Annotated in this window: 18 protein-coding genes; all 18 read right to left on the reverse strand. The window is 57.9% G+C overall.

Translation table 11 applies throughout. From position 1 onward, the window contains the following. Positions 1 to 38 precede the first annotated feature (38 nt). Positions 39 to 4,463, reverse strand: coding sequence for a DUF2341 domain-containing protein (locus tag A8B84_RS20380; protein WP_064230315.1), 4,425 nt, complete (start codon positions 4,461 to 4,463; stop codon positions 39 to 41). Further along, positions 4,460 to 4,873: a hypothetical protein gene (locus tag A8B84_RS20385; protein WP_064230316.1), complete on the reverse strand. Its 414-nt coding sequence runs from the start codon at positions 4,871 to 4,873 to the stop codon at positions 4,460 to 4,462. The genes A8B84_RS20380 and A8B84_RS20385 overlap by 4 nt, the downstream gene beginning before the upstream one ends. Next, positions 4,863 to 5,648 carry a type II secretion system protein J gene (locus A8B84_RS20390; protein WP_064230317.1) on the reverse strand — a complete coding sequence of 262 codons (786 nt, stop codon included), beginning with the start codon at positions 5,646 to 5,648 and terminating at the stop codon, positions 4,863 to 4,865. The genes A8B84_RS20385 and A8B84_RS20390 overlap by 11 nt, the downstream gene beginning before the upstream one ends. Continuing rightward, positions 5,648 to 6,139, reverse strand: a complete 492-nt coding sequence (locus A8B84_RS20395) for a prepilin-type N-terminal cleavage/methylation domain-containing protein (protein ID WP_064230318.1) — start codon at positions 6,137 to 6,139, stop codon at positions 5,648 to 5,650. Before A8B84_RS20395 ends, A8B84_RS20390 begins: the two co-directional genes overlap by 1 nt. Then, complete coding sequence (locus A8B84_RS20400) at positions 6,136 to 6,594, reverse strand: type II secretion system protein (protein WP_064230319.1); 459 nt, start codon at positions 6,592 to 6,594, stop codon at positions 6,136 to 6,138. The genes A8B84_RS20395 and A8B84_RS20400 overlap by 4 nt, the downstream gene beginning before the upstream one ends. Positions 6,595 to 6,700: 106 nt before the next feature. Further along, positions 6,701 to 7,183, reverse strand: coding sequence for a type II secretion system protein (locus A8B84_RS22005; RefSeq protein ID WP_064230320.1), 483 nt, complete (start codon positions 7,181 to 7,183; stop codon positions 6,701 to 6,703). A gap of 41 nt (positions 7,184 to 7,224) precedes the next feature. Beyond that, positions 7,225 to 7,734, reverse strand: a complete 510-nt coding sequence (locus A8B84_RS22010; RefSeq protein WP_064230321.1) for a type II secretion system protein — start codon at positions 7,732 to 7,734, stop codon at positions 7,225 to 7,227. Positions 7,735 to 7,770: 36 nt separating this feature from the next. Continuing rightward, positions 7,771 to 8,313: a hypothetical protein gene (locus tag A8B84_RS20415; RefSeq protein WP_227512881.1), complete on the reverse strand. Its 543-nt coding sequence runs from the start codon at positions 8,311 to 8,313 to the stop codon at positions 7,771 to 7,773. Positions 8,314 to 8,352: 39 nt separating this feature from the next. Next, positions 8,353 to 9,582 carry a type II secretion system F family protein gene (locus tag A8B84_RS20420; RefSeq protein WP_064230323.1) on the reverse strand — a complete coding sequence of 410 codons (1,230 nt, stop codon included), beginning with the start codon at positions 9,580 to 9,582 and terminating at the stop codon, positions 8,353 to 8,355. After that, complete coding sequence (locus tag A8B84_RS20425; protein WP_064230324.1) at positions 9,582 to 11,351, reverse strand: GspE/PulE family protein; 1,770 nt, start codon at positions 11,349 to 11,351, stop codon at positions 9,582 to 9,584. The genes A8B84_RS20420 and A8B84_RS20425 overlap by 1 nt, the downstream gene beginning before the upstream one ends. Further along, positions 11,351 to 12,526: a tetratricopeptide repeat protein gene (locus tag A8B84_RS20430; protein WP_064230325.1), complete on the reverse strand. Its 1,176-nt coding sequence runs from the start codon at positions 12,524 to 12,526 to the stop codon at positions 11,351 to 11,353. Before A8B84_RS20430 ends, A8B84_RS20425 begins: the two co-directional genes overlap by 1 nt. Further along, the gene (locus A8B84_RS20435) at positions 12,523 to 13,362 is read right to left on the reverse strand and encodes an ExeA family protein (protein ID WP_064230326.1); all 840 of its coding nucleotides are present in this window, start codon (positions 13,360 to 13,362) and stop codon (positions 12,523 to 12,525) included. Before A8B84_RS20435 ends, A8B84_RS20430 begins: the two co-directional genes overlap by 4 nt. A 1-nt stretch (position 13,363) precedes the next feature. Further along, positions 13,364 to 15,076, reverse strand: a complete 1,713-nt coding sequence (gene mshL, locus A8B84_RS20440; protein ID WP_082905247.1) for a pilus (MSHA type) biogenesis protein MshL — start codon at positions 15,074 to 15,076, stop codon at positions 13,364 to 13,366. Between the two features lie 17 nt (positions 15,077 to 15,093). Continuing rightward, positions 15,094 to 15,441, reverse strand: a complete 348-nt coding sequence (locus tag A8B84_RS20445) for a hypothetical protein (RefSeq protein ID WP_064230328.1) — start codon at positions 15,439 to 15,441, stop codon at positions 15,094 to 15,096. Between the two features lies 1 nt (position 15,442). Beyond that, a complete protein-coding gene (gspM, locus tag A8B84_RS20450) occupies positions 15,443 to 16,132 on the reverse strand; it encodes a type II secretion system protein GspM (RefSeq protein WP_064230329.1) in 690 nt (229 codons plus the stop codon). Further along, a complete protein-coding gene (locus A8B84_RS20455; protein WP_064230330.1) occupies positions 16,132 to 16,737 on the reverse strand; it encodes a PilN domain-containing protein in 606 nt (201 codons plus the stop codon). Before A8B84_RS20455 ends, gspM begins: the two co-directional genes overlap by 1 nt. Further along, positions 16,734 to 17,666 (reverse strand): hypothetical protein, encoded by a 933-nt coding sequence (locus A8B84_RS20460; RefSeq protein ID WP_064230331.1) that lies wholly within the window; start codon positions 17,664 to 17,666, stop codon positions 16,734 to 16,736. Before A8B84_RS20460 ends, A8B84_RS20455 begins: the two co-directional genes overlap by 4 nt. 236 nt (positions 17,667 to 17,902) lie before the next feature. Next, a complete protein-coding gene (ssb, locus tag A8B84_RS20465) occupies positions 17,903 to 18,427 on the reverse strand; it encodes a single-stranded DNA-binding protein (protein WP_008174919.1) in 525 nt (174 codons plus the stop codon). Positions 18,428 to 18,462: the final 35 nt, after the last annotated feature.

Below are 18,462 nucleotides of genomic sequence, written 5' to 3' on the forward strand. Positions count from 1 at the left end.
GTTGATGTTTTGGGGCAGGACTCAGGTCCTGCCCTTTTTTATCGTTCCTGCCAGTAGATCACTCTGTCGTGGCCCCGATAGACGCCGAAGGTTGCCAGCCCAACCGGATCTTCGAGAGTGCCATCATCATTCCAATCAAACTCCAACCAGGCGTCGACATTCCAGAGCAACGAATCGGTTCCACGGGTTCCGTTTGGCACAAGTTCCAGCGGCGCAGCCTCACCCATGGAGAAGGGGCCGCTTGAAGGCGCACTGGCACTGAGCGAATGATGGTTTGCCGAATTGGTCAAATCAGCTGTATTCCAGGTTGTGCAGCTATCGTCCACGTGGGTCATGAAACGGGATCCGTCCCAGTATTCAAGTCTGAACGGCATTGCCAGCGATCCAATGTTTTCAGGACCGTAGACATTTTCCAGAGCGAACCGGCCAAACCGGATATCGAACGCGGCCACCGGTGTGAACGGGTAGGGAGCAGCGGCGGCCGCGACACCATCAGAGTCAACCAGGCTGGTCACAGAAAATTCAAGCTGGGGAACGAATGGCGCAATCTGGGCATCAGTGGTTTTGTTATACGCGAAGCTGTCAGACGCAGAGAAATCATAACGCATCAATCCGGAGCCCAGAGAAGACACCGGAGCTGTGAGGCTGCCGCCAAACTCGGTTGGAGAGAGCGCCATAAAAGCGCCAGCCCTGTCGACGGCTGCAGTGTCGGAGGTTGGATACAAGCGGTTGATATCAGATGCCACAAGCTTCTGGAAGCCAGTGAATGTGTAGTTCAGGGTGCGAGTTCCCTGCACAGAAAGCGGCTCAATGGTCAACGACGGCGTGACCAGCCAGTCAAAGGTCTCTCCGGTGTAAACAAAAGGAGAGCCTGTCGAGCACTGCGCTTCAAACTCGCCGGGGTCGACGGATACGCGAAAACGATCAGGATAAAAGCGTCCGATCGGCAGACTACTCCCACCGGGGACATCTCGCCCCAGATAGCTTCCCGGCACGGGAGAAGCCTCAAAACGGAAGACACCGACCTCCGAGACCTCTGTTCCCACAATTTCTTCTGCCGATGAGGACCTCGTATGGGAATAGCTGACCGGCGATACGGAACCGGATGCCCCGCCAGCAGGTTGAACCAGCGTAGTGGACAACGGAATATCCAGTAATCGGAAGTTCGGCGTGACCGGATTACCCTGGCACAGGTCACCATCACCACCCTGCTCCCAGCCTACAGCGGTAATCGAGAGATCAAACGACTGTCCGGCTTTCCTGAATGCAGGACAGGTCGAGTCTCCGGCCGGACAATCACCCGCCGATGTAACACAGAAGCCGGCTGGAACACTGACAAAGCTGTCTGCTCCCGGCATTTGCAAACCGTCATCGTTGGTTGCTGCTGAACCGAGATAGACGGCGTCGAGATTTATCAGGCCTGCATCGGGGTAGAGAACATCCACCTCTGCAATACCGCCAGCACCGAACTGAAGGCTGATCGGCGTGGCGTTCGACTGGCCGGATCCAACCGCCGTATTTTCAACGAACACCGGACGACTCTCGGGACGACCGGTCGGTCCCGGATCAACATAGGTCGACCAGAAATTCACCTCCCGCTGCACATTTTCAAACGCCGGAACGCAGGCGCCAGTCTGGTTATCCCGGCGCACGGCGCTTATCTGGATTGAGGTCGCTGGTTGGTGAGAAATCAGGTCTGGTATATCAAAGGCCAGACCCGCATCAAGGAAAGGTAGATCGCAAGCGGCGGCGGAAACGCTGCCGCCTCCATTATCACAGAGAGTCTGGGTAAAGGCCTTCGTTGAAGGATTTGAGGATGCAATGGCCAGGCTCGCCGTTCCCGCCGTCGTGATCTGCAGTTGGCGGGTAGCCTGGCCGCCACTGAATGCGAAGCTGTCACCACCAACCCATCCCGAAGGGCTTAATGTCACGTCCACCGGGTCCGTGAAAAGCACGCTGCAATCGGCATTTTCACAGGCCCTGACCGTTACTGTTTCCGGCTGACAGGTCAGTGCTGTGCCATCATGCACAAACTCGAAGTGATCAACCAACTTCCCGACGGGATTCAGCTTTTCTGCACAAAGCTGCAAATTGTCGAGCTCATGGATATTGGTGGAACCACCCGTTGAGCCAGTCAACGAAAGATAGAAATTCTGAGGGGTCACCGGTTGATTCGGAAAACTGCTCAGGTCCAGTTGAACAAGCTGTTGAAAGTTGTTGCCTGTTCCTGAAACATCCCTCTCGACGGAGACAATCGGACCAACACCGCCTCTCGAGTCAACAATAATCCGATAGCGGTGAGGTGTCGGATTATTACCGGGCTGGTCAATCCCCGGGTTCAGGGAGCCGGTCCCTCCGAGGTATTGGTAATTACTCTGGGCGGCACCACGGATTGCGACTGCGTCCCGAACAAAACCGATACCACCCACGCGCCCTTCAGTGGCGTTGGAAAAGTTTCCGAATTCGTCCAGACCAATCCCGAGCCAACCGCCCGCGAAACCGGGATCGCCATTGTTGCGCTGGGCGTATCCAAGCGAGCCCCCGAAGCTCCCGGGCTGAGGGGTAACAGAGGCATCCGACAGCACAATCGTCAGACCATCAGCACCATTGCCGCCGTACGCAAAATAGTCGAACTCAAGTCTCACATAGTTGTCCGCTCCCGGAATCAGATTCTGGAACGTTGCGGCTGTCGCCTGGTTCCCGGAGGCCTCTGTCATACGGAGACGACCGTTGACAACACCGGGTGTAAAGCTGCCGCTGGAAACATTGGTGATCCAGTCATCCGGCGACAGAGTGCCAGTACCAAAGGTATCGCCTGCGCAAGTCAATGGGGAGGAGCTGCCGTCAATGACAACATCATCAATGTGCCAGAAATCGAAGTTACCACTATTGCCTGATTCCTGAACAAAACGTATCCGGAAATCACTGTGAAATGCATCGGGCGGCAGTGTGAAGACGACGTCACCGGACTCGCCATTTGTCCCGTTACCGGGATATCGATCAATCGGTTCCCAATTGCCGGCATCATCAAGATACTCGATCCGAAGGTCTTCACCGCCATCCGGATCTTCACTGAAAGCATCATCACCCCGCCTCCACCAATAAGCGACGGTGCCCGATGTCAGCCCGGAAAGATCGATAGGCGCAAGCGTAACCTCGGCAAAGCCGCTGGAGGTATACAGAGAACGTACGGGACTCTTGCTGGTTTGCGCACTGATGCCGGCATCACCGCCGGACGCTGTCACCACAGACCAATCGGGGCCAAGGGAGCCGCGCTCGAAATCGTCGCAGAAAAGGGCCGTCACTGTTCTGCAGAACCCGCCCGTCTCTTCATTACCTACAACAAAAAAGGCTCCCGGATCAGAGAGGTTGTTGTAGTGGGTTCTCAACCAGCCACCAGAGCGGGGCAGTGAAGAGATTCGGACCTCATCAACGTCGCCATTCAGAATGGTTTCACCGTTGCCCTGAACGATGCCATAACCAGATCTATAGGGCTGAGACGTTACGTTGAGGGTTCTGCCTGCACAGTCGTTATCGGATGCAACCTGTTGCCCGTTAATGTAAGCACGAGTGGTGGTTCCGTCGAAACTGATGGCGTAGTGAGCCCACCCGGTACTTGCACTACCGCCATCGAACCAGGCCTCGGTGTTGCCGCAGGTCACGCCCCACGTAATACCGTTGTTCTGCCTGACGGCAATTCGAAAAAAGTAGTTGGCACCCCAGCCAATAACATTACCTTTCCAGAGAATCGGGTGATGATCGCTTCCTGACTGGTTGCCGGATACCCTTGCCCAGGCTTCGGCAGTGAAACTCGTTGAAAGCCCCGGGTCACCGAAATCGAAAAATCGTACCGCCGGATCTTCAGATTGTCCGTTAGCGAACTGCCCCGGATGCGCTCTTGCACCGGCGACAATGCCATTATTGAGGTACGTCGGGTAGTTGTTGCCCTGCCCTAGCAGATCTCCATTATTCAGGTTGGCGGTCGAGTCTTCTAACGTGGTTTGCCGGTCCCCTGACTCTTCCAGGTGGTGAACCATCTGAAAGTCGTTGTCCCAAGTGCCTGCCGGACTCTCCTGGTTTCCCGCCGATGGGTTGCCGTAATAAAGGTAGAAACTGGAATTGGCGGATGCTGGCAGGGTTGGAATCCGGATCCACGCCACCAGCTCACCGGTATTTCCATCATAGCGCTCCAGCTCATGGTCAAGTTTGGTTCCATCCTCAAGGGCGAAAACAATGTCATCGCCGTCTGCTTGTGCGGAGCTGGCCAGATCTGAGTCTATTGCCCTGAACATAACGGTGAAATCTGACTGATCACCCACCACCTGGCTGGCCTGGATCTGGATCGCCTTGCGGTAATTCCAGTCAGGGTCAAACCAGGCGGCCTCAGAAACTGTTGTCCAGGCCAGTAAACCCAGTAGAAAGAATAAACGGGAAATTGGGCGGTCGGTTCTGGTCCACTTCATCTGACACGCACCTCAATTGTCCGGACAGCCCGATCAGGTCCGCTTCCACACTGCCCCGTACTGGCAATCGAAAAAACCGTGTTGCCACCGGGGCCACTGATGTTCTCTGTAACGGATTCACAGCTCAGCACAGCGCTGCAACCATTGAGCGCTGATGCGGAAAAGGACAGGGGCGTTGTCAAAGCACTGCAATTACCCGCCTCAAGCACATCCCTCACGGCCACCTGCGCGCCGCTCTCGGCTGCATAGAATGCCCTCTGGGACTGAATCTGCAGGCTGACAGAGTCACCGCTGGCCTGCTGCAGTTGAGCCATACCAATCACCAGAAGAGCCAGGACGGTGATAATGAACAAGGCAACGGGCAGACCAGCGCCGCCCTGATTAACCAGATTGCGAGGTTCAGGGTACATTGCGAATCTGAACCTCCTGGCTGATATCGGTAGTCTCACCAGAATCCGGATCCGCCAGCACAAAGTCGAACGACACCACCGCGCCTCGCTGCAGGCTTGGCGGCGTTACCTGGAAATTCAGCGAGTTGTTGGCCAGTGTCGCGGCCATGACTTCCCGATCCGGATAGCTCGACGGCAGGCCCGATGCGGGTGAGGCGTTGATACCGTAGTTCCGGTAGCGATACAGATACACCCCTACCTGACAAACAGAAACCGGCTCGCCCACAATATAAAATCGGCGCTCCGGCGACTGCGCCGAAAAACGGTGTGTTGCCCCCGAATCGAAGGTAACGGTCACTGGCGAAGCACCGGAGGGCATAGTCGCCAGTGGCGAGATCGGCCCGGGACTGCCCGGGCTGTATACGTCTGACCCGTAGCCATACACCACCACCCGCCCAGAGGCAGATGCTCCGGCTGGCAGTGGGACAGCCTGAAATGAATCCGGATTTGCACCCCGGGGAAGATCGAGATAGTTGGAGGCGGCCAGGATAGGCATCCACTCAAGGCAGTTGCCACTTGAATTGGTTCTGATTGATGTTGGCAGTGCCTCCCGAACCTCGCGACTGATCTGCTCGCTGATCACCACACCCGCCAGCGAACGCTGTTGCCGGGAGCTGACATCCAGTGCACCCTGCGTGGACAGACTGACAAAGCGGACCGAGATCGTGGCCACAATGGCCAGCAATACGATCACTATGACAAGTTCAACGAGGGTAAAACCGCGATACCGATGCATCAGAAGTTGGCCCGGTATGCGGTGAATGAAAAAGTCTGGTTGCCCGGGGCGGTGATCTCGAGATCAATCCGCTTGGCTTCATCTGTGGGCAAGCCAACTTCCGTTCCAGCGCAGGTAACAGCGATCGAGATGGAGAAACCGGAATAGCCACTCAGCGCAGAACCTGTGGCTGTCGATGGCGCCCCGGTAAGACCGTCGTAATCATCAACATCGTCAAAAGTGGCTCGGCCCTCGGAACCTTCCGGACCAATGGAACAGGCCCCCGAAAACTTGGGAAATCCGCCCTGGGGCGTCTGATCATCGTATTTCTGGGTCAGAATCTCATCCATGTAGAGCTGGGCGAGCTTAACCGCGCGGGTCTGATTCAGCGGATCCGCGCTGCGCCCAGTGATGAGCGCGAACGCACCAACCACACCGGCAATGGCCACACTGATAATCACGATTGTGATCACCAGCTCCACCAGGGTTGCGCCGGTTTGAGTAGACCTCATGACTGGCAGCTCCCGGCGTATACCGCGCCCAATGAACTGAGACACGTCTGGAAGGTACTGTCGCCCGAAAAAGTAAACTGCAGATTGGTGCCGGTTGAAGGCGCTCCTTTGCTGTCAAAGGTCAGCGTCAATGGCAACCCGCCCGGTGCTGAAAGGCTGGTGCCCTCTCGGGCTATCTCGAAAGTACGTGGATTGCCGGAACCGGCACCCACGATAAATCGGAAACTATCTCCACCCTGCTCGATAGTGAGGGTGTTGGCGGGATTCCCCGCCAGAGCTGCCTGTTGAGCAAGCAGCGTGGCGGAGGCAAGTTGCTGGGTAGCCAGCAAGGGGGAGAAGGCCGAGCGGCTGGCGAACAGGCCAATGCCCACAGCGGAGAGGACTCCGATCAGGATGATGACCATTACCAGCTCTACCAGGGTAAATCCCGATAATCTCGGAACGCTGACCTCCATCATTGCTCCTCTGGCAGGATTCACAGCTCAGCCACCCCTCTCAAATACTTAAGGCGAGCCCCAATCTGAAAAGACCCAGGCTACCGAAGCATTTGCCTATCGTGCTTTAGCTACAGGTATCGTCGCCGGTATATGTGGGGGGCGTAGATGCATCCGCAGCCGCCGTATAGATTACAGTACAATCACTATCGATCGTGAACGTTGCTGTTCCCGGAGTACCACCAGCCGTTGCGGTGTAAGCAGGCGCATTGGAAACATCAATTTGTGCAGCAGATGTAATCCCACCGGCGGACGGAGCAGGATAACCAAACTCAAGATTTACGCTCGCGCCATCCAACGCTACTGAAGAAGTAGCCGCTGTTTGATCACAAGTTGAGCTCGCCAAACACGCTGCCCGTGTTATTGAGCTAGCGGACTTCATGGCTCCTAATATACCTTGCCGAGTGGCCGACTCAGCATCGCCACCAAAATCCGCAAACCGCGGCAAAGCAAACGCCGCCAAAATTCCCAGAATTACAATCACCATGACCAGCTCGATCAGGGTGAAACCTTTTTCTTTTCTTGCCGCAATGGCTGTCATCGCTTTCATGGTATTACTCCGTTTTTATCGCCAATTGGCTTTGAGGTTTATCAGTTGATGGTTGTGGTTATTTCGCCAGTATCAGCATCATAAGCAATGGTGCTGCCCTGGTTGTCGGCTTGATAAGTGAATACACAGTTTCCACCCGTGATCGAAATCGCGTATTCGGGATTGGTGCCGTTCACAGTGGGGGCATTGGATTGCAGAACACCCAGCCAGACTTCCTCGCACTTGGTGGCATCCATCGTGGGGCTGGTATCGTCTGAGGCAACGGAGGTCGGCCAGCCATCATCACTGACATCCACATTGTCGTTACCAAAGCCCACCACACTCGTTTCCGCAGCGGTGAAGCCGTTGGATACCCACTGGGTTTTTGCCAATGCAACACCCGCTGCCAGAGCCCCCGCAGTTGCCCGAATACTGGACTGATGCGCCTGCTCGGAAAGCTGAGCAAATCGTGGCAATGCAAACGCTGCCAAAATCGCAAGTATGGCAATGACAACCACCAGCTCAATGAGGGTGAAACCCTGCTGTTTTTTCGTTCTCGTATCCCGCTTCATAGCATCGGCCTCTTTACGGTTTCTTCATCCGTCTGGTCAGCGTTGCGCATCCTGCGTTTGCGCTGCTTCTTCTGTCAACGACACCGGGGCCAGTTTTAGCCCCGTCAGCCGTTCTTCCTGCTCCCGCGCACCATTCCCGTTGCGGTCTGCAAATTCCGTTGTCACTGTCCAGGCCAGAGGCTGCTCTTCATTGGCTTGCCGACTGTCTATGGTTATCGGCTGCCCCGGGTTATAAATTAACCAGCCTTTGGGCCCGTTTTCTGTCTCTTTTTGTTCGCCAACCCGGAAACACCAAGTTGCTGGGGTCAGTTGTTCGGGCTGGCATCGCCCTCCGTAATTGCCCCACTGGTGTTCCACCAGTTCAAACGGGTTGATACCCCGGTGCTCGGCAAGACGGCCGTCACGGCTCAGCATCACTTCTGCGCCCTTGATCACCAGGGCCGATCTCAGCTGACTGATTACCATGTTGGCGGCCCGTTCTTCGGCGTTTCGGGCTTCCCGTTCCAGCACGCCGAGCAAAAACCACCAGAGCACTCCAAGAACGGCCAGCACTGCCGCCAAGCGGAACCTGCGCGACATCGCCAGTCCGGTGGCGTCTGAAATCCGTGCCGCTGGCACTCAGCCCCGCCCCATGGCGGCGGCCCCCAGGTCCCAGATCGGGAGGAACACGCCCAGTGCCAGAATCAATACCAGGATGCCCATGGCCACAATCAGTATCGGTTCAATCGACTCCGCCAACCTTTTGAGGCCGTAATCCACATCCTCATCGTAAAAATCCGCCACGTTGTTGAGCATGTCGTCCACAGAACCGGTTTCCTCCCCCACCGCAATCATCTGCAGAATCAGCGGGGTGAACATTTCGCTGTGTCTGGCTGTTCTGAGAAGGCTCTCGCCCCGCTCGATGCCGGCGCGCATATCTTTAATATGAATCGAGATCCAGGCGTTATCCGTTGTGTCAGCCACCACGGTTAACGCGGTTGTTACGGGCATGCCGGCGGACAGCATGGTAGCAAAGTTCCTCGCGAACCGACTGAGCGTGATCAATTCCAGCAACGGTCCGATAATCGGCAACCTGAGCTTGTAACGATCCCAGGTAAGCCGGCCCTGTTCCGACTGTTTCCACTGCCGCAGCAACAGGCCGCCAGCGGCAACGGCGAACAGCATCACGTACCAGTAGGCCAGGAGGAAATTGGAAGTACCCACCAGGACCTGTGTCAGGAACGGCAGGTCCGCCCCCAGCTTGTTGAACACCGCAGCGAATTTCGGGATAACCAGAAAGTTCACGATCATCAAAGCCGATAACAGGGCAATGATGACGAAGGTCGGGTAACGCATGGCCTGTTTGAGGCGCCGCTTGGTGTCCCGCTCCAGCTCAAGGATTTCTGACAGGCGCCGGAAAGCGTCGTCCAGCATCCCGGTGTTCTCACCCACGTGGATCATGGCGATGAACAGCTCCGAGAAAACCTTCGGGTGCGCCTGCATCGCCGTCGCCATGGTTGTGCCGCCTTCAAGCCGGGTGGTCACATCCTCCAGCACTTCCGCCAACACCGGTGAGCGGGTGGTCTCCGCCAGGCCGCGCATGGTTCGGATCAGGGGGATGCCAGCCTTGGTCAGCGCATGCATCTGTCGGCAGAACACTATCAATTCATCAAGGGTGACCTTCTTACGGAAGATCGGTAGCCGGTTCAGTCGATCAACAACCGACTCTGTTTCCTCAACCTCCCGGATAGAAAGCGGGGTAATACCCCGGCGCATCAGCTCAGTGGCAGCGGCATCGGCATTGGGAGCGCCCAGCAAACCCTGCTGGACACTGCCACGATCATCTTTGCCCCGGTAGCTGAACTGCATCAGGCGCCTCCCCCAACAGGTTCATCTGGCAAGGGAATCTCATCGTCTGGCGAGAATTCGCCTTCTGAGGTTGCTGCCACCCTTGCCACTTCTTCCAGCGTGGTGGTGCCCTGTAACGCAAAGTCCATGGCGCATTGCCCCAGCGGCCGGTACAGAGGGCTCAGGCGGGCCGCTTTAGTGAACTCCGAGACATCCTGGCGACGCAGGGCATCAAGCATGGCCTCGTTCATTTCGAGCATTTCGTAAACGCCAATCCGGCCCTTGTAGCCCGTGTTGCTGCACTGGTAGCAACCTCGGCCATGCACGAACCCGGCTTCCATATCCAGGGGATCCAGATCAAAGCTGCGCAGCCAGACCAACTCCTGCTCAGTGGGCGCGTAGGCCTCGGCGCAGTTATCACAGACCCGCCGTACCAGACGCTGAGCAACAACACCGAGCAGGGAGCTGGCCACCAGAAAGGGTTCCGCGCCCATATCGATCAGCCGCATGGCGCTGCTGATGGAGTCGTTGGTGTGCAGGGTGGAGAGCACCAGGTGGCCAGTCATGGCCGCCCGCAGGCCAATTTCCACGGTCTCGCGATCCCGCATCTCGCCCACCAGGATCACGTCCGGGTCCTGTCGCAGGGCGGCCCTGAGAACATTGGCGAACTCCAGACCGATCTTCGGGTTCACCTGTACCTGGGTAATCCGGGGCAGTCGGTATTCCACCGGGTCCTCGGCAGTGATGATCTTCACTTCAGGGCGGTTCAGTTCCGTGAGGGCACCATAGAGCGTGGTGGTTTTACCACTACCGGTAGGACCGGTAACGAGAATCATGCCGTGGGGCTTTTTGATCATCCTGCGGAACCGTTCCAGCAACTGACCCGGCATCCCGGTGCCGTCGAGGTTCAGCATGCCCTGGCTCTGGTCCAGCAGACGCATCACCACCGATTCGCCGTATTGAACCGGCATGGTGGACACCCGCACGTCGATACTGCGGCCCTTCACCCGGACGTTGAAGCGCCCATCCTGGGGCATCCTCTTCTCGGAGATATTCAGGCCGGCCATCAGCTTCAGGCGCAGGACCAGCGCGGCATTGACCCGCTTCTCCTTCATTACCTGTTCCTGAAGCACGCCATCCACCCGCTGCCGGATGCGGACCACTGTTTCGTCCGGCTCGATGTGAATGTCCGAACTGCGGGCCTGAACGGCGTCCTCGAACAGTGTTTGCAGAAGCTTGACCACCGGCGCCTCAGCGCTTTCAGATTCGGCGGACAGATCCGCCAGATCGAAGGCATCGTCGCCCAGTTCGTCTTCCAGCTCCTCCGCCAGGGACGCGATCTCATCGGTCCGCCGGTATACCAGATCCAGGGTGCTCAGCAGCTCGCTTTCCCGCACCACCGCCTGTTTGATGGGCTGCTTGAGAATGCGGACCAGCTCATCGTAGGCAAAGATGTCCAGGGGGTCGGCCATGCCCACCAGCAATTCGCCGCCATGCTCCGCCAGCACAATACTGCGGAACCGACGGGCCATGGCTTCCGGGAGTTTTTTTACCAGCTCGTTGTTGAACTGATAGTGGCGCAACTGCACGAAAGGCACATCGAGCTGACGGGACAGGATATTGAGCAGGCTGTCCTCGTCCACGTAGCCAAGATCCGTCAGCGTCTTGCCAAGCTTGCGTCCGGTGCTTTTCTGCTCGCGCAGGGCGGTCATCAACTGCTGTTCAGTAATGACATCATTCTGAACCAGCAGGTCGCCTAACCGGACTTTCTTTTTCGGCTCTGTCGTCATCATCCCGCCTGCAACGCTTTCAGTCGTTCACGAACATAATCCGCCAGGGACGGCGAAAGCCCGGGTAGCTGTGCGGCCTGGCTGTAGGCCCGGACCGCACTGTTGATCTCGCCCCCCGTCTCCAGGGCAATGGCCAGGCCCACCCACCAGGCTGCACGGCTGTCGTCCTCGGCAATGAGAGCCGACCAATGCCTGGCGGCGTCGGTATTGCGGCCTGCCTGCTGCAGCAGGGTCGCCAGAGTTACCCGATACTCCGCGTTCTGGTTTACAGTGGGCACATTGCTCTCAAGGATGGCGAGCGCGTCGGGCAGGCTGCCCTTGGCGTGGAGTGCCCGCGCCCTGAGAAGTCGCAGCCCGGCATCGCTGTCGGTCACTGATAACGGAAGCCACGCCAATGCCCGGTCCGGCATTCCCTGCACCAGCATCTGACGGGCAAAGACTTCCCGGCTGGCCGTCGCGGCCTGGGTGGCGGCCAGTTCCTGCAACCGCTGCTCAGCTTCCCGGTTTTCGCCGCTTCGGAGTAGTGACGACAACTCCCGGCTGACTCGACGGTCGATGGCTTCCGGCGTCTCACGTACCTGCTTCACCGAAGGCGTTGGCGCCTCGGCATCCTGCGCTGACTGGTTCTCTGCCACCACCGGCTTACTGGCGGGGGTTTCCGGATCGGTAGCCTCGACTCTCACCGGTTCGGGCTTTGGCTCCGGCTCACGCAGCCTGCCCCTTTCCTGGGTCACTTCCTGGGCCACTTTCTGGGCCACTTCCTGAGCTTTTGGTTCAGGCGGGGCCGCAGTGTCGGGCTCGGGAGCCGGTGGCGGTTCGCTGACCGGCTCATTCCCGACCGGGGAAGCCACTGGCTCCTCGGCGACTTGCCTGACGTCCGCCGGTTGCGAATCAACCGGGACGTTCCCGCTCACGGCATTCCCACCGGTGTTCGGCTCTGAAACGGTTTCAGATGCTGGCCTGGTGCTTACCTCGGCCGGCATTGCTTCACCACTGTCCCGAGTTATGAACCAGAACACTGAGGCGCCGATCAAGACCGCCGCGAGCAGTACCAGTATCCATAATCCATAGCGACGGTTACCCGGTCGCTGCGAATGGCCGACATAGGCCGCAGCCACCTCCGGCCGATTCTGTCGCTGTTCTGCGGCACGCAGGGCATCGTTCAGGAGGCTCATAACCACCTCCCGATCAGGCCCGGGGAACGGACGCTCTCGGTATCGCGGATAGCCTGCAGGGCATGGCCTCGCTCAATAAGACGGTCGCCCCTGCCCCATGCGGCGAGCATGGATTTGTGAGCAAGAATATTAACCAGCCTTGGAATACCGCCGGAGGCCCGGGTGATCAGCCGAAGCGCAGCCGGAGCAAACAGATCGGCGCCGTTGTAACCGGCCTGGGCCAGGCGATGGCGCAGATATTGGGCAACCGAGTTGCGGTCCAGCGGAGCAAGACGGTAGTGGAACGTGATGCGCTGGTTCAGTTGGCGCAGGCTCTGCTTCCGGAGCAAGACATCCAGCTCGGGTTGGCCAAACAGGACCACCTGCAGCAGCCGGACACTCTCGGTCTCGAGGTTCGTGAGCAGGCGCAACGCCTCAATGGTCTCCTCCGGCATTGCCTGGGCCTCATCGATCACCAGGACAACCGGCTTCTGCTCCATGGCGTGGGCAATCAACCGTTCGTTGATGGCCTTGAGAACCTGATGGGCATTGGCGCATCCGGACATATCCACACCCAGCTCTTCGGCCACCGCTTCATAAAGGGTATCCGGGGTAAGTTGGGGATTGGGAATATAGGCGGTGTGAGCGATCTGCTCGAGTTCATTGAGCAACAGCCGGCACAACAGGGTTTTGCCTGTGCCGACTTCTCCGGAGATCTTGATAAAGCCCTCCCGCTCTTTCAATGCCACCAGCAACAGTTCCAGTGCATCGCCATGGCTGGGCGCCCGCAGAAAATAGCGGGTGTTGGGCGTCAATGCGAACGGTGCTTCCTGCAGTCCGAAATGGGCTTCGTACATGCTATCGAACGGCTTTCTCCGGTTCCGGTGTGACGGATTCAGACGATTGCAGCAACTCGCGCAGCACATTCATGCGCTCCCGGCTGGCAGAAACATCCGCGTTCATCTCCGGCGTTCCGGCCACAACCGGGCGAAGAAGGATGACCAGCTCGCTCTTGCGCGACTGGAACCGCCGCTGCTTGAACAATTCCCCCACCAGCGGGATCTCGCTGAAGAAAGGAACCGCGGAATTGTTGTCCTCACTGGAGTTCTGGATCAGACCACCGATGACCACGATCTGCCCGCTCTCGGCACGGATCACGCTGTCGGTTTCACGAACCGTGCTGCTGGCCAGGGGCAGCGTAACGTCCCGCTCGCCGATGGTGATCACCTTTTCCTGATCGTTCACCTCACTGACAGAGGGATGCACGTGCAGGGTGATGACGCCGTTTTCGGAAATCTGAGGGGTCACATCCAGCGAAATGCCGGAGAAAAACGGGGTGAGCTCCACCGAGGTGGATGTCGAATCCGTCGCTGTTACGGCGGAATTGTTGTCATCAAAATCAATGTCGGTCACGAAGAACTCGTCGGTGCCCACCTTGATCACGGCTTTCTGATTGTTCACCGTTGAGATGCGGGGGCTGGAAAGAATCTGCACGTTGCCCTGTTCGCCAAGCAACTCAATCAGGCCGGTGAAGTCGCCAGCCCGCACGCTGGCAGAAAACAGGCCTCCAATATCGGAGGTCTGAATGACCTGGCCGGCCAAAGCCTGCGCGGTGAAGTCCTCAGGCAGACCGTCCGAGGCGGTAATGCTCGACGCACTCTGGATATCCGACCAGTTGATCCCCTGCTGGTAGCCCTCGTTAAGCGCGATCTCCAGGATCTTCGCTTCCAGGATCACCTGGCGTTGCATAATCAACTCGGTGCGGCGCAGATACTCCTCAACCATGCGCAAATCCTCGGAACCAGCCCGGACCATCACCAGGCCTGCGCCCGGATTGACGATAACCTGCTGGCCATCATCGCCACCGACAATCATGGTCAACGCGCTCTGAATGTCCTGCCAGAAATCCGAAGCCGTTTCCGTGGAAATGGTTGTTCCCACCAGGTTGCGGGTCTCGCCCGAACCAGTGCTGTCTCCATTACTGTTAGAGCTACCGGAACTGCCACTGCGAGCACCTGTCACCTGACCGGAGCTTACCCTGGTCTCCGAGCCGCCCTTGCGCTTGAAATGCAGGTAATCAATTGGGAACAGCCGGGTCTGGATCTGGTCTGCCTGAACCCGGAACAACCGGCCACTGCGGCGGACATCCAGGCCATAAAGATCACCGGCAATATCCATCACTTCCGGTACGGTGACATCACCCAGCCGGAGATCGATACTGGCACTGACATCGGGATGAACCACCACGTTGTAGCGGGTCCCCTCCACCAGCGATTCAAAGAAGCTTGCCGCCGGCACGCCCCGGGCATTGACGTCGAAACGTTCGTCCAGATCGGCGCCGCCGGACAGTGGCGGCAGCAATGCTGCGCTTACGTCCGCAGGCAAAGGCGTAGAAACCTGGCCCGCGGTAGTCGCTGCCGGTTCTGTCTGCGCAGCCTCTTCGAGGCTTCGATCAATGGCATCGGCAGCATCGGTTGAGGTGGCCGTTGCCGAGCGCATCAACGGGTTGTTACTGCAGGCCGACAACATCAGGCTAAGAGCCAGTGCACCGGTGATTTTAAACGTTGTCATCAGTATCCGATTATCTGTCATTGAGTTCCCCGAACCTGCGGAAGTCTCTCCAGGTACAACACCCGTTCGCGGCCGTTATCCGTTACCAGAACCCGATCGGCAAAAATCCGGATAACCCGCACGTTGTCAAAACCCTGGCCTTCCCTGAGGGCCTCACCTTCAATAACGGCGACTCGTCTGTCCTTGCTGAAAAGAATGGAATCCAGAGCCAGAGCCCGCTCTGGCGCCGGCTTGGCCACTGTTGCCTGAGGACCAGGTGGCCGCGTGGGATCCTGCAACCCCTGGGCCGCGCCCGGAAAAAGAACCAGCGAGCCTACGGCCAGGAACACCCACCTGCAAGTCAGGACACTCAAGCGCTTGCTCATCTCACACCCCCAGCCAGGCCTGATCCAGGCTCAGTGTTTGCACCCTGATGATGGCCTCACCCGAGGGCCAGTCTCCCGCGCTGTACTCCAGCCTGATCCAGCCGAGCCGCTCATCCATCGCCTCGAGCCGCTGCAGGTAACTCAGCACATCAAGGTAGCTTCCCTTGATCCGGAGCTCGACATCGTGGGCATACAGCAGTGGCTCAGGCCTCGCCTGCTGTTCCTGAGCAGACTGCTCGGTTGCTCCCGGTGCGAAGACCGGGGTCGGAGTCTGTAATTCGAGGACCTGCAACTCCAGCGACTCCTGGGCGGCCAGAATATTCCTGAGCAATGCCACCATAGCCGTGGGTGCGATCAATTGCCCAGTGGTATCCGCAATCTGCTGATTGAGCCGTTCCAGTCTTTGTTGCCGGGCGTTTAACTGGTTGCGCAGTTCCCGGGAGGGATCGGTCGCGAGCTGGGCATTGAGCGTCTGCTGCTGTGCCAGCATGTCATCGCGACTGGCGGACAGGGTCTGGAGGCGATTCTCCAGGCTATGGTGCCGTTGCTGCAATGGCGTAACCGCAAGCTCCCAGACCAGAACCAGGACAAGCACCATCGCCGTCAGCAGTATCAGTGCCCGCTCACGAATCGGGCGCAGGTTATACCACTGCGCCGCCCGTGCAAGGGAGGTGTTGGGCGCATCCGCCATCAGTCGCCCTCCCCGTCGCGTTTACTGGAGACATGAAAATCGATCCACCTGCCTTCCTCCGACCGTGACAACCGGAACACACCAAATGTTTTTCCGGCAAAGGCCGCTTCGTCGCCCAGATTTTCAAGGTATAGGGGTACCAGAGCACTATCACGGCTGCGCCCTGCAATGGTGACTTTGTCCGGGCCCGACTCGAGAGTGACTTCGGTTAGCCAGACATCTTTCGGGATCTGCCGGGCCAATGCTGACAATTGTGGCGAGAAATTGCGGCCTTCCGAGAGTACCAGGCTCTCCACCCGTTCCAGCAAACGCTGGCGACGTGCAAGGGTCTGGGTTACTCGATTCAGAGCCACCTCCACTTCTGCATCCGGCTGACGAGCTTGAACCGCTGCCGAAAGCTCCGCCACAGCCTGCTCGAGCTGCTGATTCTGTCGATCCAGGCGCGAGGCCTTATTGGCCATTACGGAATTCTCATAGGTCAGGAAACCGGCCACGAGCGCAACCAGCACCAATCCCATAAGCAGAACACCAACCGCCGTTCCCGCCTGGAGTCTTTCCTTTTTGGGGCGAAGCTCATCGGTGTACAGGTTGACCTGCTGAATCATCGGTGAGCATCCTCCAGAATTGGCAGCCCTGCGCTCCAGGCCGGCAGGCAACGACTGTCCAGATCAGCCTGGAGACCGAGAGCCCCCCAATCGAGGGTTTCAATTCCAGCGGCCACATAGGAGGAAAGCATCGAGGCGAGCGGAAGGACGCTGTCACGGGCAACAAGACGGATCATCGCCGGCGGAACCTGGCCCAATTGGCTTTCGTAATAGTCCAGCGAACGCTGCATTTCCAGAGCCAACGACTGAACGGCCGACTCCTGGCGAGCAGCATCACGGAGGTCCTCGGAGGTGACATCAAGCCGACGGGACAAGTACAACGTGTTGTCCTTGCAAATCACCATCTGGCCGTAGTTCTCTTTCAGATGGACCAGCGCCGCGCCGCGCCGGTTTTCATCCAGCCTGCAAACCAGGTTTCGCAACGCCAGTTCGGCAATATCAATTCGCTCCAGTTCCAGGCCAGCTTCCTGCACCAGCGCAATCAGCTCCGAGACCAGAGCTCTCCTGGCAGCGACCACGTTGATCAGTTCACCACGGCCTCGAGAAGCGTCCTTCGGAAACGGGAATACATCGGAGACCGCCTCAGACGGGCTGAAATCCAGAAAATCCTTCAGCTTCCACTTCAGCGCATCGCCCAGTTCCGATTCCTCGATGCCTTCCGGACGATCCATCTGGAATACCTGGTACTGATCCAGAGGCAGAACAAGAGTCGTCGCAGCACCAGCCCAGCTATGATTCTCCACCAACTCCCCAAGCGCCGTCTGACGCCTGGCAGGCAGACAATCAGTAAATCCCGACCTCGCGGCATCGGGCCCACCTGATTCCGACCAGGCAATGCCGTCGGGACGAATCTCCAGACACACCCGCAGCCGTGCCCCGGAGCGTCTGAACAGACCGGTCAGTTTTCTCAGTATTGGTGTCTTTGTCATGGAGTCCGTTGAAAAAGGATCCGAAGGCCACTCGCCAGCCTAAAGTCATTATTATGCTGCCCAAAAAACAGGCGCTTTTTACAATGGATTACATGATAGATGAGAAACTGAACGTAACTCCACGTTTTTTTGATTGATTTCACATCGTTTTTGCAAGTCCGTAACAATAAAGCCCCCGCAAAGCGGAGGCTTTATTCACTTCGGATGGTCAGATTCCGTTTCACATATACTCTTGACTAGAAGGGAATGTCATCGTCAAAGTCGTCAACCGGCTCGGGCATACTGCCCTGCGAGGGCTGATTGCTGTAGCCACCTGACTGCGGCGGCGGGTTGTTCTGCTGTCCCGCCGGTGCATTGTAGCCAGACTGCTGGGGCCGTCCTGCCGGCGCGCCCTGGCTCATTCCGCCTTCGCCGCCACGGCTGTCCAGCATCTGCATCTGGCCATTGATATCCACCACAACCTCGGTGGTGTATACATCCTGCCCTTCTTTGTTCTGCCATTTGCGGGTCTGCAGCTTGCCCTCGATGTAGACCTTTGAGCCTTTACGCAGGTACTGGCCGGCCACTTCGGCGATCTTGCCGAACATGACAACCCGATGCCATTCGGTTTTCGGCACCAGCTGACCGGTCTGACGATCCTTGTAGCTTTCGTCCGTTGCAAGGTTCAGGTTCACAACGGCATTGCCGTTAGGGGTGTAGCGGGTATCCGGGTCCTGTCCCAGATTACCGATGAGAATTACCTTGTTTACGCCTCGTGCCATTTTCTGCTCCTGACTCTGTTTTCAGGGACGCCCGC

This window comes from Marinobacter sp. EhC06 (genome assembly GCF_001650915.1).
Taxonomy (GTDB): Bacteria; Pseudomonadota; Gammaproteobacteria; order Pseudomonadales; family Oleiphilaceae; genus Marinobacter.

Bases quoted from the DNA above. Each gene is read 5' to 3' on its own strand.
- A8B84_RS22010 (WP_064230321.1), bottom strand. From the start codon at position 7,734: ATGAAGCGGGATACGAGAACGAAAAAACAGCAGGGTTTCACCCTCATT.
- A8B84_RS20455 (WP_064230330.1), bottom strand. From the start codon at position 16,737: ATGATTCAGCAGGTCAACCTGTACACCGATGAGCTTCGCCCCAAAAAG.
- A8B84_RS20385 (WP_064230316.1), bottom strand. From the start codon at position 4,873: ATGTACCCTGAACCTCGCAATCTGGTTAATCAGGGCGGCGCTGGTCTG.
- A8B84_RS20415 (WP_227512881.1), bottom strand. From the start codon at position 8,313: ATGTCGCGCAGGTTCCGCTTGGCGGCAGTGCTGGCCGTTCTTGGAGTG.
- A8B84_RS20430 (WP_064230325.1), bottom strand. From the start codon at position 12,526: ATGAGCCTCCTGAACGATGCCCTGCGTGCCGCAGAACAGCGACAGAAT.
- A8B84_RS20380 (WP_064230315.1), bottom strand. From the start codon at position 4,463: ATGAAGTGGACCAGAACCGACCGCCCAATTTCCCGTTTATTCTTTCTA.
- A8B84_RS20420 (WP_064230323.1), bottom strand. From the start codon at position 9,582: ATGCAGTTCAGCTACCGGGGCAAAGATGATCGTGGCAGTGTCCAGCAG.
- A8B84_RS20390 (WP_064230317.1), bottom strand. From the start codon at position 5,648: ATGCATCGGTATCGCGGTTTTACCCTCGTTGAACTTGTCATAGTGATC.
- A8B84_RS20400 (WP_064230319.1), bottom strand. From the start codon at position 6,594: ATGGAGGTCAGCGTTCCGAGATTATCGGGATTTACCCTGGTAGAGCTG.
- A8B84_RS20445 (WP_064230328.1), bottom strand. From the start codon at position 15,441: ATGAGCAAGCGCTTGAGTGTCCTGACTTGCAGGTGGGTGTTCCTGGCC.
- A8B84_RS20395 (WP_064230318.1), bottom strand. From the start codon at position 6,139: ATGAGGTCTACTCAAACCGGCGCAACCCTGGTGGAGCTGGTGATCACA.
- ssb (WP_008174919.1), bottom strand. From the start codon at position 18,427: ATGGCACGAGGCGTAAACAAGGTAATTCTCATCGGTAATCTGGGACAG.
- gspM (WP_064230329.1), bottom strand. From the start codon at position 16,132: ATGGCGGATGCGCCCAACACCTCCCTTGCACGGGCGGCGCAGTGGTAT.
- A8B84_RS20460 (WP_064230331.1), bottom strand. From the start codon at position 17,666: ATGACAAAGACACCAATACTGAGAAAACTGACCGGTCTGTTCAGACGC.
- A8B84_RS20435 (WP_064230326.1), bottom strand. From the start codon at position 13,362: ATGTACGAAGCCCATTTCGGACTGCAGGAAGCACCGTTCGCATTGACG.
- A8B84_RS22005 (WP_064230320.1), bottom strand. From the start codon at position 7,183: ATGAAAGCGATGACAGCCATTGCGGCAAGAAAAGAAAAAGGTTTCACC.
- A8B84_RS20425 (WP_064230324.1), bottom strand. From the start codon at position 11,351: ATGACGACAGAGCCGAAAAAGAAAGTCCGGTTAGGCGACCTGCTGGTT.
- mshL (WP_082905247.1), bottom strand. From the start codon at position 15,076: ATGACAACGTTTAAAATCACCGGTGCACTGGCTCTTAGCCTGATGTTG.